This window comes from Gemmatimonadota bacterium (assembly GCA_026706345.1).
In the GTDB taxonomy this organism is placed as follows: domain Bacteria; phylum JAAXHH01; class JAAXHH01; order JAAXHH01; family JAAXHH01; genus JAAXHH01.
Genome location: JAPOYX010000164.1, coordinates 15,337 through 28,925, shown reverse-complemented (window position 1 = coordinate 28,925; position 13,589 = coordinate 15,337). Strand labels below are relative to the sequence as shown.

The following is a 13,589-nucleotide window of genomic DNA, read 5'->3' as shown; positions in this document are numbered from 1 at the left end:
CCGGCCGCCGGAGAGGCCGGACCGTTCCCGCGATTGATTCGATTTGCGATTGACTTGAAGGGCGGGAAGAACATATATTGAATATACTGAGATGTTCCTGGTACGGTAGAATATACCGCGGATCTTTTTCGCGTTCAATCGATATTGATCAGGACAAGGGCAGCGATCTGCCTTCGAACCTGGCCGCCGGCTACGCGATGAATTTACCGGGCCGGATGCGCTGACCCGCGAAATCCGACGCCATAAACCGCAAGGCAGGGAGGCAAACATGCTGAAAACCGTATGCTCACTCATGGCCGCGATCGTCCTCGCGGCATCCCCGGCGCTGGCGGGTTCCCCCTCGGTTGCCGGCGATTACGTGGAAGTGCGCTCCAACCACATCCTGGGCGGCGGCTGTACCTACTCGGCCGAGGCGGGCGGTGATGCCAACCAGGCCGTGGTGGCATGGCACATCCGTGAAGGGGCGCTGGCCGATCTGTCCGTCGTCGCCGTCATTCTCGGTAAGGGCAACCTGCAACTCGGCCATCACGCCCGCGAAACCGTACTGATGATCGACAGCAAGGCTACGCCGACCCAGCGCCAGGCGCTGAAAGAGACCTTCTCGGCGCGCTATGGCGATCTCTTCGGCACGGTGAAGACGGTGAAGCCCACCGACATATCCTTCCGTCACGAAGGCGGGGATGCGTATGCCGTCTCGGTGGACGGCCAGGTTCGCGTGAACACCCGGACCATGCTGGCGACCGATCACGAGCCCAACTGCGACCGCATGGTGTGGTACGATCCGTTCACGAAGGACGCTTCGGCCACGCTGGTCCAGACCGCCGCCCACGCATACAGTGGTTCGGACCTGATCGCCACGTGGAGCATTCCGAACAAGCGCAGCGCGTACGTGGGTACTTTCGCCTTCACGCCGTAACCCGATCCTCGGCGATCATGAATCAAGGAGCCGGCGAGGCGGTATTCGTTCGCCGGCTTCTTGTTATCTACGGACGGAGAACAGACTACGGCGCTCGGACTCCTTCTGCTGATCACGGCGACCGTCGTGACGTCGTGTTTCGGCCTGATTCTGAAGTCCGCCCACCATAACGGACGCAATGCCCTGGCGGTGGGCAGCCTGAATTATGGCGCGGGCGCCGTGATCTCCGGCCTGCTGATGCTCGCAGACCCGGGCTGGGTCTGGCATTGGACCCCCGTGTGGATCGGCGCGGCCAGCGGATTCTTCTATTTCGTAGCCTTCCGCTTTCTGATCCAGGCGCTTCTGCAGGGCGGGGTCGCCGTGACCCTGGCTATCGTCCGCCTGTCCGTCCTGATCCCCATCCTTTGTTCCATCGTCATCTGGTACGAAATCCCCAACCCGCCGCAGATCGCGGGAATCATTACGGTCTGCATCGCGCTGCCGCTCCTGACGCTCGGCGTGGGCAGACAGGCGGAAATGTCGCTTCGCGGCGTCGCCTGGCTGGTCGGGGCCCTCTTCATCACGACGGGATTCTGCCACCTGTCCCCGAAGGTCTTCAGCGAACTCGCGCCCCAGAGCCAGATGCCGCTCTACCTCTTCTCCCTCTTCGCCGTATCCGGAATCATGGGGTTTTTCTACCTCTGGAACAAACCGATCCGGGCGGGCCTGCCCGAGGTGCGGTGGAGCGTCCTGCTGGGAACGGTCAACGTCGGAGGAACCTGGCTCCTGGTCCTCACCCTCAAGTACCTTCCCGGCACGGTCGTCTTTCCCTTCGTAAGCGCGGTCGGCCTTGTCATCACCACGCTCGTGGCTATATTGTACTGGAAAGAACAGGTGCGCAGGCCGGCCTACGTCGGCATCGCCCTGACCCTGGTCGCGGTCGTCCTGGTGAACAGCGGCTGAGACCATCTTGCGACCCGCGTGTAAGATCGATGTGGATCGGACATCCGGGAATCCTGCGTTGCGTGGCTACCGTACCGCAAGCATGCTGAAATGCGCACCTCGATGTATCGAAACGATTTATACCCAATAAGGACTATCGCAGTGATCTTATCGGGAAAGATGATTCACGAGCGCATTGGAAAAGACATTGTTATTGAGCCATTCGATCCGGCCAGGCTCAATCCAAATAGTTACAATCTTTCACTCGCCAATGAACTCATGATATACGAGGATGACGTGCTCGATATGAAGAAGAAAAACCGCACGCGATCCATTCAGATCTCGGACGAAGGGTACGAGTTGTGCCCCCAAACACTTTATCTTGGCAGGACAGCGGAATTTACCAGGACGGATAATTACGTTCCCATGCTAGAGGGGCGGTCATCAGTAGGCAGATTGGGGCTTTTTGTACACGTAACCGCAGGTTTCGGCGATGTGGGATTTGCTGGCTACTGGACTTTGGAGATGTTCTGTGTCCGGCCCATCAGGATCTATCCGAACGTGGAAATCTGCCAGATTTACTATCACACGCTGGATGGCGATTTCGAGACCTATGAAAGTGGAAAGTACCAAAACAACACGGGCATCCAACCCAGTCGTTTGTATCTCGATTTTATAGACGGCACATAACTAAAGCATGTGTTGATTCTTGTTTTGATCATGGATGACGATTTAAGACTCCGCGTTTTGACGACACCTGCAATGCTGCGGTAACTTGGAGGCGGGACTTCGTGTTTGGTGAGATCGATCGGACTCGTCGCGTAGTGGGCATCGGAAGCAACGTCGTGGACGTGATCTACCGGGTGAACCGGATCGCGGGACCGGAGGAGAAAACCTATATCCTGCCGGATGAAGCAGGCTCGGTCGTGACCGAGATAGCGGGCGGGGTGACGCTGAACCACCTGGCCTGGACGGCCCGGATGGGGGTCCCCGCCGGGCTCTTCGGATTCCAGGGAGACGACCGGTACGGCGCGATGATCCGGGACGAGATGGACCGCCACGGCATCGACCGGTCGGCCATACGGGTCATCGAGGGCCGCGCATCCGGCTTTTCGGTGGTCAATGTGGCCGAAGACGCGGACCGGGCGATCTACATGGCCCGCGCCCTGACCGCGGAGACCACGGCCGCGGACGTGGAGACGCATTTCGACGATTACATTCGTTCGGCCGCCATGGTGACGACGGAGATATCCCAGCTCCCGCTGGACGCCGTCATCGCCGTGCTGCGCATCGCGCGCGAAGCCGGCGTACCCACCGTGCTCGACGTGGATGTCCCGCCGGATTTCGCCATCGAAGTGGCCGGACTCGGATCCGCTGAGGATTTCGAAGAGGCCCTCCGTCTCGCCGACGTCGTGAAACCCGCCAAGGCCGCCGCATTGCAGATAGCGGAAGCCGACACTTCCGAAGAACGGGCCGAGTGGATTTTCAGTCGGTACGGCGCCCGGTTGGTGGCGATCACCGAAGGGGCACAGGGCTCGGTCGTTACCGACGGGAAGCAGACGATTCGCGTGCCCGCGAAGCCCGTGGAAGCCCGGGATACCACGGGCGCAGGGGATGCCTTCCTGGGCGGACTGATCGCTGGACTTTTCCATGGGCTGACTTTGCAGGATACCGCATCGCTGGCCAATGCCTGCGGCGCCGTATGTTGCCGCATCCCAGGGGCTTTCCCGCAACTCGGATCGAGCCGGGATGACGTGATGGCCCTGTACGAAGGCGCTCCGATCCCTGCTCGGAACGCGGCCGAAACAGTGGCCGCCGCGGAAACGGCAACGGTGAAACCCGAAGGAGCCGATTCCGCCGAAACAGCTTCGGGCGCGGCGTCCCCCGGTGCGGCGTTCCCCGGCTCCGCCGGACTGAACGCGGTGGGGCGGACCGCCGAGGCGCTGGCGAAGCTGCATGAAGGCATGTCCGGTACCTACTTCGACGAAGCCATCACGATCATTCGGAAGTCGGAAACCGCGGGCGGGCGCGTACACGTCACCGGCGTGGGCAAGTCCCGCCATATCGGCCGCAAGCTGGCGGCGACGTTGCAGAGTACCGGGACGAAGGCGTATTTCCTCGATCCGGCCGACTGCAACCACGGCGACAGCGGCCAGGTGGCACGAGTGGACGTGGTCGTCGCCCTGTCCCACAGCGGGGAGACCGAGGAACTGCTGGCCGCCGTGGAAACCCTCGCCGCAAACGGCGCGACGATCATTGCGATCACAGGGAACCCGTCATCCGATCTGGCCCGGTCGAGCGCGGCGATCCTGCACGTGCCCGTGGCGGGTGAGGCCGGTCCCCTTGGACTCGCACCGACGGTGAGCACATCCTGCCAGCTCGCCGTGGCCGACGGGCTCGCCATGGCCCTGAAGGCCGGCCGCGGGTTTACCCGGGAAGACTTCGCCCGGTACCATCCCGGCGGGAGTCTCGGAAAGAGACTGAAAGATCGGGCAGAAAGCGGCTGAAGGATAGTGAAGCAGAAAAAGGATAGGGGAATCAGAAAACTGAAGGTTTGGAAAGGAACGCCATGGCCGCCAGAGTACCGAAAGCCAACGACGAAACTCCTGAAATCAAGCTGATCGCCTTCGACCAGGACGACACGGCGCTGTTGCCCGACGGGAAACCCTCCCCCGAGGGGCTGCGCGCCATCGAAGCCGCCCTCGCCCAAGGCCTGGTCGTGAGCTCCGTGAGTGGCCGCAACATCGACCGCAGCAGCGAGCCCTTCAGCGGCGCGCGGCCAGTGTTCGACCGGCTCTACGTCATCGCCAACAACGGCGGGATCATACTCGGGCCGGTCCGCCAGGGGCGAAGGCCCTTGCTCTTCGAAAAGCGGATACAGCGGGATACCTTCCTGGACCTGCTCGACTTCATCGAAGTAAACGGCTTCAACTTCGTGTACAGCTGGCTGCGCGTGACGGAGACCGGTCCCCTGGACAGTGTGATCGCCAACGAATACACCCCTTCCATCGCATCGATAGAGGAGCAAAGCCGCGCCGCCGTCGACCTGGACGACGACCTTATGACGAGACTGAGACAGGGCGATTATCCGCCGCCGCCCAAGATGCTGATCCTGCCGGGCCTGGACCGGCGCGAGGCGGTCCTGGCGGAACTGAAGGCCCGTTTCGCATCCCGCCTCTATCTCGTCAAGACGAACCCGGACCGGATCGAAGCCATGCACGCCGACGTCAACAAGAAGGTCGCCGTCGAGTTCGTTGCGCGCGAGCATGGGATATCCATGGATCACGTGATGGCCGTCGGAGACGGCGACAACGACCTGCCCATGCTGTTCAACGCGGGCCTGGGCGTGATCATGGACAATGCTCACGACGCGGTCAAGGATGCGGGCCGGGCGCAGGGCCTGGTCATCGCCCCGCCGAATCACGAGAACGGCTTTGCCTGGGCGATACGGCGGTACGCGTTGAACAACGGCCGTTGAACCGGGCGCATGGATACGTGCAGAACGGCGGCCCCTGTGCAACGCCACTGAGCGGCGGCCCTGTGCAGCACCATGGAACGGCGGACGGAGCCTGGCATTCCGGGTCCCGCCCACGGCGCTAACGGATCCCCTCCCATGAACACATCCCTCCTCGGCCATCTCCGGTCTTCCATGCTGGTGGCGGACGGCGCCAGTGGTACCATGCTGTACGCCCGAGGCGTGCCCATGGAGGTCTGCTTCGACGAGATCAACCTGAGCCGGCCCGATCTGATCCGGAAGATCCACGAAGAATACGTGGACGCAGGCGCCGGCCTGATCGAAACCAATACCTTCGGGGCCAATGCCCTGTCCCTGTCGAAGTACAACCTGGAAGGCGAGGCGGAAACTCTGAACGCCCGGGGCGTCGAAATCGCCCGGGAGGCGGCGGGGTCCCGCGCCTACGTGGCCGGCGCCGTCGGACCCGCGCGCGGACTGCCCCACCAGGAATACACCGAATCGGACTACACACAGGTATACCGGGAGCAGGTCTCCGCCTTGGCGATGGGCGGCGCGGACGCGATCATTCTGGAGACCTTTCTCCGGCTCGATGAACTCAAAAGGGCGCTGGCGGTCTGCAAGGAGGTATGCGGCCTCCCGGCGGTCTGCCAGCTCGCCGTGGACCAGTATGGGCAGACGGACGACGGGTTCGGCGTAGTGGAGGCTTTCGATCAGCTGCGGGCCGCCGGCGCCGACGTGGTGGGGGTCAATTGCCGCAGCGGCCCCAAGGGCCTGTTGGACGCCCTGGCGCCGGTTCCCCTGTCGGAGGGGCTGGTGCTTTCCGCCTTTCCGAACGCCGGTTCCCCCGTCTACGTGGATGGACGGTTCATCTACGAGGCGACTCCGGAGTACTTCGCGACCAGCGCGCTCCGATTGCGCGACCAGGGCGTGCGACTGATCGGCGGGTGCTGCGGCACGATGCCCGAGCACGTGCGAGCCATGGCCCAGGCGCTGGAAGGCCGGGAGATCGTCACGCGCAAGAAGGTCGTCCCCGTGGAAGTCCATGCTCCGGCCCGACCGGCCCGTCCGGCACGCCCGCCCCGCAAGCCCCCGGCGGCCGAGCCGACGATCGTGGACCTGGTCCACAAGCGGGTGACCGTCATCGTCGAGCTCGACCCGCCCCGGGACCTGGATCACGAACCTATCGTGCGGGGCGCCAGGGCACTGAAAGCGGCCGGCGCCGACGCCCTTACCATGGCCGACAATTCCCTGGCCGTCACGCGGATCAGCAACATGGCCGTGGGGCAGATCGTCAAGGAGGAAGCCGGTATTCGGCCGCTGTTGCACATCACCTGCCGCGACCGGAACCTGGCCAGCCTGCAGTCCCAGGTGCTGGGCCTGCACGCCCTGGGCATCGACCACGTCCTCGCCGTCACGGGCGATCCCGTGAAATTCGGCGATCAGCCGGGAGCGAGCAACGTGTACGACGTCTCATCCGTCGAACTCATCCGGTTGATCAAGCGAATGAACGAGGGGGTGGGATTCTCGGGGCGCGTCCTGAACGGGAGGACCGCGTTTACCGTGGCGGCGGCTTTCGACCCCAACGGACCCAACCTGGAAAGAAGGATCAGGAGGCTGGAAAGGAAGGTCGAAGCCGGCGCCGACATGATCATGACGCAGCCCCTCTTCGACCGCCGCCAGGCAAGGCAGTTATACCAGGCGACCCGGGATACCGGCGTACCCATTCTGCCGGGCGTCATGCCGCTGGTCAGCGGTGGCAACACAGAGTTCCTCCACAACGAGGTGCCGGGATTTGTCGTGCCCGACGACGTGCGCGCGCGCATGGCCCGATTGGACCGGGGGAGAAAAGCCCGGCGGGAGGGCATCGCGATCGCACGGGAACTCATCGAGTCCGTCCTGTCGTACTTCAACGGCCTCTACCTGATCACGCCGTTCAACCGTTATCCCATGACGGTGGAACTTACGGAGTTTGCCCTGCAGGCGTCGCCGCGCAAGGAGATCGGATAGAAATCACCCGGTCCTCGGATCGCTCGAATTGAGGATTACTGGGTCCGCGGATCGTCCTGCGTGCGCATCGTCAGGGCCGTAGATCGCTCGGCGCGTAGATCGCTCGGACCAGCACTAGCCGCCATAAAGCAGGCTGGCGATGATCGACCCGGCAATCACGAGCATCATGATCATCAACTTGTTGGCCGCCGATGTCACGCATTGCTCGATCTTGAAGTCCTGTGATTTGAATTTTTGCTCCACTAGATCGAATTTACCTTCGGTCTTTGCGTCCAACGCCGCTATCTCCTTCTCTAAGCTCCCGAATCGGCTTTCGTTTCTTTTGTCCATCGCCGCCAGTTTCTCGTCCATCGCCGCCAACTTCTCATCGATAGCCGTGAATCGGCTTTCGTTTCTTTTGTCCATCGCCGCCAGTTTCTCGTCCATCGCCGCCAACTTCTCATCGATAGCCGTGAATCGGCTTTCGTTTCTTTTGTCCATCGCCGCCAGTTTCTCGTCCATCGCCGCCAACTTCTCATCGATAGCCGTGAATCGGCTTTCGTTTCTTTTGTCCATCGCCGCCAGTTTCTCGTCCATCGCCGCCAACTTCTCATCGATAGCCGTGAACCGGCTTTCGTTTCTGGCATCCGACGCGGTTACCTTCTCATTGAGGGCCTGGAACCGGCTTTCGTTTCTGGCGTCCGACGCGGTTACCTTCTCATCGAGGGTCTGGAATCGAGTTCCCAGCATATCTACCAGTGATTGAAAAGCGGAGTTCCCTTCCTCCACTGTCGCGAAAGCCTCGGCTTGCGGTTCCTTTACCTTGTTGTCTCCCATGATACCCTCCTTGAGGATGAGCGGATGAGTTATGATTCTACCTCATCAGTCGGAGGGTGCCTTGAGTTTCTCGAGAAAAAAGTTGAATTGTAGTGATCGGGCCCGAAAGGCTGGAGCCGGGAATGCAATCTGATCGAGAAGTTGATCGAATCGGGATGGCAATCGACTCAGGCGGCGATTGAATCAGGCGGCGATTGAATCAGGATGTCGCTCGATCCCGGAACGCGGACCGGATCAGGAAGCCGGCCGGTTCCGGTAGTAGAGGTAGGACACGGCGATGAGTATGGCGCTCAGGCCGAGGAAGGCGGCGATACGGTAAAGGGTGTCCAGGAACATGAGGTCGAAGACGAAGACTTTCACCACGGTGATGCCGAAGTAAACGATGGCGGCGGCACGAAGCGCGCGGATGTCCATCCACCTTCCCAGGATCATGACCATCGCCGCGCCAAATACCCATACCCCCGAAACGGCCAGTTGACGCAGGTTTTGCAGTTGCTCCGGGGAACCGTCCGCGAGGGTGGAGATCAGGCGCCCGAAGTAATCCAGGGTCTCCAGCGTGCCCCAGACCAGGAGAAGCGCGGTCCACGCGACGTGAAAAGCGTTCCACAGCCAGCGGCCTCCCCGTGAATCGAGCCGGTCCCGCATCATGCCGGTACAGGCGAGCAACGCGCCCGCCAGGACCCAGTACGCGGCGGTCCGAACATCACCCTCCGGTGGACCGTGGACTATCTCCACTTTCACTGGAATTTCCACCAGGTATAGTCCCAACACGGTCAGAGCAAAGAGCGCCGTGCCCGCGTGCCGGACGACAGGTCGCTGGAATCGTACTCCGTACCAGAACAGTGCGAAGGCTTCTATGGCCCATGCGACCAAGGCCGCGTAGCTATCGAAATACATGAACGGCGCCAGGACCGCCAGGACCACTGCCGTCGCGGAATAGAACGATACTGCGGGGGTGTCCTCCGTACGCCGCGCTGTCACGCCAGCCAGGGCGAAATAGGCCAGGGACAGGATCACCGTCGCAATGACCATCGCGTAGTTCCAGGCGTAGTTCGGATTAACGAACTGAATGCCAAAAGAGGACCACACGCCTTCCGTGTGGCGGAGCAGGCTGACGAGCATCAAAAACAGGCCGATGATATTGATTGCTCCGGCCGTCCACCGCCACCGGCGGTTTCCGGGTTCCTCCGTGAAGGAGCGGCAAAGATCCAGTGCCGCGAACATCGCCCACCACAGGACCAGGAAGACCAGGGCCGTCGCGAATCCTTCGGGCAGGTCGGCCCGGAACGACCAGATCAGGAACGTCCCGTAGGTCGCCGCGATGCCCAGCGGCTCTGGCAGTCTCCAGGGGCGCCGCTTTAAAAGGACGGCGATCAGTCCGGCGTTGAGCAGGGTGACGTACACGAAGAGACCGAGGGTGTTCAGATCGGTGGTTACGAGCAGGAAGGGCGTCAGGAATCCACCCGCCCATCCCAGCAGGGCAATGGCCCGCGCGTCATAGCGCAGGGAAAGCAGCAGGTTCGTGGCCGTCACCAGGGCCATCAGCAAGAAGGCAACGGGTTGTGGAATGAGATAGTAGAAGTCGTAGGCGGCGTAGATGGACAGGTACAGGATCGCGGCGCCCGCCCCGGTCAATCCCTGCGCGAAGACGCGCATGTGGCGCCGATGGAACCTGTGGCCGCCTCCGATCAGCAGCAGGCCGGCCGTTCCGCCCAGGAGCACGCGCGCCGTCTCATTCAGCCAGTCGTTGTCGAAGGCGTATTTCAGGAAGAAGCCCACGCCGAAAATGAGCGCGAGGGCGCCCACGCGATTCAGCAGCTTGCCGCCGATCAGGGTCTCCCACTCTTCGCGGGTGCGGTGCCGGAGCAGGCTGGATGTCCGGCCGGTTCCGGCGACGGGTTCCGCGGAGACGGGCTGCGCCTGGAGGGGAACGTCGGCGTGCGGCGGCGCGGTGCCGACGTGCTCCTCGGCCACGTTATCCGCATCTTCCCCGACCACGGCTTCCGCTATCGGTCCTTCGCTGCCGGAACGGCCCGATATCCCGGCCGACGGGTCTGTGGTTTCCCGGAAGTGCCGCCTGATGGCCTCCTCGAGATGCTTTACACGTCCCGAGAGGGACAGGTAGGTCCCGATGAGAAACAGGAGCAGGATTACGTTGAGTACAATCAATAGTTCCATACGGATCGCATTCTACGCTATTCGGGGGTGCCGTGTCAAGTCAGTCTGTCGGGTTCAGACGACGCTCAGGGCCGTCTTGGGGATCGTTGACACGTCCCATGGCGCCGTCTATATTCCGTTATTCGATTTCCGAGGTTTTCGCAGGCTCGCGTTTTTTGCAGGCTCGTGTCAAGTAATGCGTCTTCGCATGTAGCATAAAACGCCCTTACACTATAAACCTTCTTTGGGAGGAGTGTTTGATGTCCACGGTCTATCGCGTCGGCATAATCGGGTGCGGCAGTATCTCGCACCTCCACATGACAGGATACCTGGGGGAGCCGCGGTTCGAGGTCGTGGCGCTGTCGGACCCGGTGGCCGAGGCCAGGCAGGATTTCGGCGACCGCTACGGAATCGAAAATCGCTATGCCGACGCCCGCGAGATGATGGACACCGAAGGTCTCGACGTCGTCAGCATCTGCACCTGGCACAAGCTGCATGCGCCGCTGACCATCGCCGCGTGCGCGCGCCGGCCCAGCGCCATTCTCTGCGAGAAGCCCATGGCCGTCAACATGGGGGAATGCGATGAGATGATGATCGCGGCGCGCCGGAACGACGTCAAGCTTGCCATCGCCCACCAGCGCCGGTTCAACCCGGTCTGGACCGACGCCCGGAACCTGGTGGCGGAAGGCGCGATCGGCGATGTGCGGCACGTACACTGCAGCGGCAGCCAGGGCCTGCTCAACGACTGCTCCCACATGTTCGACTTCATGCGCTACGTCATGAGCGATCCCGCGCCCGAATGGGTGATCGGGAACATCGAACGAAAGACCGACCGGTACGAGCGCGACATCCGGATCGAGGACCGCAGCGCGGGCATCGTGGGCTTCGACAACGGGGCCGTGGGGCAGCTCCTGCAGGAGCTCCATCCGGAACGGAGGCAGGGCGGCTACCTCTACGGCACCGACGGCATGATGGACGTGAACGAACAGCGCGTGCTGCTCATCAATTCGAAAACCGGCGGCTGGGAAGAGCGCCCGTCGACCGGCGAGGACCCCAGCGTGGGCCAGGCCGTGGAGCTGGCGGACTGGATCGAGGGTAAATCCGAACACCGGGGCGAGGCGTCCAACGGCCGGGCCGCCGTGGAGATCATCATGGGCATCTACGAATCCGCCCGCCTCCACGAGGTCGTCCAGATGCCCGTACGCACCCACAGTTCGCCCATCGAGGAGATGATCGAGGCGGGAGACCTGCCCGTGGAGCGCCCCGGCCGCTACGATATCCGGGCCTTCCTGCTGCGCGGGGAGTCCATGCAGGGCGAGAGGCCGGACGAGCCAGATGACGAAGAATGACCGGGCGGAGATCGGCCGCACGGGCCTGATGATCAGCCGCCTGGGCCTCGGCGGCGCACCTCTGGCCGGGTTGTACCAGGGTGTTACCGACGAGCAGGCCGGCCGGGTCGTAAATACCTACCTGGACCACGGCCTGGGATTCTTCGACACGGCCCCGCTGTACGGCAGCGGCGTGAGCGAGACCCGCCTGGGTGCGGTGCTGTCGGATCGCGTTCGCAACGCCTTCGTGCTCGCCACCAAGGTGGGCCGCCTCCTCGTGCCCGACCCGGCACGCGACCAGGACGTGTGGTCCGACGACCTCCCGCCCGTCGGCCCGGTCTTCGACTACAGCTACGACGGAACCCTGCGCTCCCTGGAGGAAAGCCTCGATCGCCTGGGTCTGGACCGCGTGGACATCCTGCATATCCACGATCCGGACAACCACTACGAGGAAGCGATGAAGGGCAGCTACCGGGCGCTCGTCAGGATGCGCGATGAAGGCGTTGTCCGGGCCGTCGGCGTCGGCATGAACCAGGCGAAAATGCTGGTCCGTTTCGCCCGGGAAGGCGACTTCGACTGCTTCCTCTGTGCGGGCAGGTACACCCTGGTGGATCACACGGCGCTCAAACGGCTGCTGCCTCTGTGCGAAGAACGGAACATCAGTCTCATAATCGGCGGACCCTACAACAGCGGGATCCTCGCCCAGGGCGCCGTGGAAGGGGCGAAATTCGACTACCGGAAGGCGCCGCCCGGGATCATGGAGAAGGTGCGCCGCGTCGAAGCGGTATGCAATCGCCACGGCACGCCCCTGAAGGCCGCCGCGCTACAGTTCCCCCTGGCGCATCCGGCGGTGGCCGCCGTCATTCCAGGCGCGCGGTCGCCGGAGGAAGTGGACGAAAACGTGAAGATGTTCGAGGTCGAGATCCCCGCCGATTTCTGGACCGAATTGCGCGAGGAAGGATTGATTCCCGACGCGGCGCCGACGCCGGCATGAGAAATCGCAGCGGGCGTTACGCGCCGACGCCGTCGTGACGAACGTCATTTCAGCCATCACAAGGAGCCCCAATGGCAACGCCCCAACGCTACGGCATGGTCCTCAAGGTCAGGCCGGAACGGATAGAGGAATACAAGGAATATCACGCCGAGGTCTGGCCCGGCGTGGCGAAGATGATCACCGAATGCAACATCACGAATTACTCCATCTATCTGAAAGACGATTACCTCTTCTCCTATTTCGAGTACGTGGGCGACGACTTCGAGGCGGACATGGCCAGGATGGCCGCCGACCAGGTCACCCAGGAGTGGTGGGACGTCATGATGCCGATGCAGGATCCGCTGCCGACCCGGAAAGAAGGCGAATGGTGGGCGGAGATGGAGGAAGTGTTCCATCAGGACTAGTTGCAGGGCGTCGTTTTGTCAGGGAACCGTGCCTTGACAGGCACTTTACCCGTTCGTCCTCTTTTCAGATCCTTCCGCCGGAGCCGAGACCAGGACTTGCCTGGTGTGCTTCCGCATGCTTGCCGCGGTAAGTCTGGACGCAGTAAGTCTGGCCGTGGCCATCCTTACCGACCAGCCGTCCCCATCCGGTATAGGAGATCATGATGAACATTGTTCCGTCCATTGTACCGTTCACGTTTTGTCTGAACATATATGTGTGTCTACATTCTGACCGCGTGCGGTAGCGACTCACCCACCGAACCGGCTGTTCAGATACCAGCCAGAATAGATGTAACTCCTCGTTCACTTACTTTTGAATCGGTTGATCAGACCCTGACCCTGACTGCGAAAGTGATCGACACGAATCAAAATGAGATAACAGGAGCCGTTATAGAATGGTCGACAAGTAATCCGATGGTAGCCACGGTAACCCGAGGTACAGTTATCTCTACGGGGTGGGGAACAGCACAGATTACGGCACAGTACGGTCGCTTGTCCAGAACAGTGCAGGTGACGGTGGAACTGTAGAAAG

11 protein-coding genes are annotated in these 13,589 nt (G+C 62.1%); 9 read left to right on the top strand and 2 right to left on the bottom strand.

The annotated features are described in order from the left end of the window. The first annotated feature begins 268 nt into the window (after window positions 1-268). The 6 genes from OXG98_10740 (at window position 269) to OXG98_10715 (ending at window position 7,319) form a co-directional block, all read left to right on the top strand. On the top strand, window positions 269-916 hold the full coding sequence (locus OXG98_10740; GenBank protein MCY3772480.1) for a DUF1326 domain-containing protein: 648 nt from the start codon (window positions 269-271) through the stop codon (window positions 914-916). Between the two features lie 60 nt (window positions 917-976). Continuing rightward, window positions 977-1,858: a DMT family transporter gene (locus OXG98_10735; GenBank protein MCY3772479.1), complete on the top strand. Its 882-nt coding sequence runs from the start codon at window positions 977-979 to the stop codon at window positions 1,856-1,858. Window positions 1,859-1,999: 141 nt separating this feature from the next. Further along, entirely contained in the window at window positions 2,000-2,527 is a 528-nt protein-coding gene (gene dcd / locus OXG98_10730) for a dCTP deaminase (GenBank protein MCY3772478.1), read from the top strand. Window positions 2,528-2,628: 101 nt separating this feature from the next. Continuing rightward, the gene (locus OXG98_10725; GenBank protein ID MCY3772477.1) at window positions 2,629-4,344 is read left to right on the top strand and encodes a PfkB family carbohydrate kinase; all 1,716 of its coding nucleotides are present in this window, start codon (window positions 2,629-2,631) and stop codon (window positions 4,342-4,344) included. Between the two features lie 62 nt (window positions 4,345-4,406). After that, window positions 4,407-5,315 (top strand): HAD hydrolase family protein, encoded by a 909-nt coding sequence (locus OXG98_10720; GenBank protein ID MCY3772476.1) that lies wholly within the window; start codon window positions 4,407-4,409, stop codon window positions 5,313-5,315. Window positions 5,316-5,450: 135 nt separating this feature from the next. Next, complete coding sequence (locus OXG98_10715; GenBank protein ID MCY3772475.1) at window positions 5,451-7,319, top strand: bifunctional homocysteine S-methyltransferase/methylenetetrahydrofolate reductase; 1,869 nt, start codon at window positions 5,451-5,453, stop codon at window positions 7,317-7,319. Window positions 7,320-7,433: 114 nt separating this feature from the next. On the opposite strand, the gene OXG98_10710 is transcribed toward OXG98_10715, so the two are convergent. Further along, the gene (locus tag OXG98_10710) at window positions 7,434-8,135 is read right to left on the bottom strand and encodes a hypothetical protein (protein ID MCY3772474.1); all 702 of its coding nucleotides are present in this window, start codon (window positions 8,133-8,135) and stop codon (window positions 7,434-7,436) included. Between the two features lie 234 nt (window positions 8,136-8,369). Beyond that, window positions 8,370-10,313, bottom strand: coding sequence for a DUF2339 domain-containing protein (locus OXG98_10705; GenBank protein ID MCY3772473.1), 1,944 nt, complete (start codon window positions 10,311-10,313; stop codon window positions 8,370-8,372). Between the two features lie 239 nt (window positions 10,314-10,552). Here OXG98_10705 and OXG98_10700 point away from each other — a divergent pair, with 239 nt between their 5' ends. From OXG98_10700 to OXG98_10690, 3 genes are all read left to right on the top strand, one after another. Continuing rightward, on the top strand, window positions 10,553-11,641 hold the full coding sequence (locus OXG98_10700; GenBank protein MCY3772472.1) for a Gfo/Idh/MocA family oxidoreductase: 1,089 nt from the start codon (window positions 10,553-10,555) through the stop codon (window positions 11,639-11,641). Then, window positions 11,628-12,614: an aldo/keto reductase gene (locus OXG98_10695; protein ID MCY3772471.1), complete on the top strand. Its 987-nt coding sequence runs from the start codon at window positions 11,628-11,630 to the stop codon at window positions 12,612-12,614. Before OXG98_10700 ends, OXG98_10695 begins: the two co-directional genes overlap by 14 nt. A gap of 71 nt (window positions 12,615-12,685) precedes the next feature. Next, a complete protein-coding gene (locus OXG98_10690) occupies window positions 12,686-13,018 on the top strand; it encodes an L-rhamnose mutarotase (GenBank protein ID MCY3772470.1) in 333 nt (110 codons plus the stop codon). Window positions 13,019-13,589 lie beyond the last annotated feature (571 nt).

Coding starts and splice junctions, on each gene's coding strand:
- OXG98_10740 (MCY3772480.1), top strand. CDS start 269: ATGCTGAAAACCGTATGCTCACTCATGGCCGCGATCGTCCTCGCGGCA.
- OXG98_10720 (MCY3772476.1), top strand. CDS start 4,407: ATGGCCGCCAGAGTACCGAAAGCCAACGACGAAACTCCTGAAATCAAG.
- OXG98_10715 (MCY3772475.1), top strand. CDS start 5,451: ATGAACACATCCCTCCTCGGCCATCTCCGGTCTTCCATGCTGGTGGCG.
- OXG98_10710 (MCY3772474.1), bottom strand. CDS start 8,135: ATGGGAGACAACAAGGTAAAGGAACCGCAAGCCGAGGCTTTCGCGACA.
- OXG98_10705 (MCY3772473.1), bottom strand. CDS start 10,313: ATGGAACTATTGATTGTACTCAACGTAATCCTGCTCCTGTTTCTCATC.
- OXG98_10700 (MCY3772472.1), top strand. CDS start 10,553: ATGTCCACGGTCTATCGCGTCGGCATAATCGGGTGCGGCAGTATCTCG.
- OXG98_10695 (MCY3772471.1), top strand. CDS start 11,628: ATGACGAAGAATGACCGGGCGGAGATCGGCCGCACGGGCCTGATGATC.
- OXG98_10690 (MCY3772470.1), top strand. CDS start 12,686: ATGGCAACGCCCCAACGCTACGGCATGGTCCTCAAGGTCAGGCCGGAA.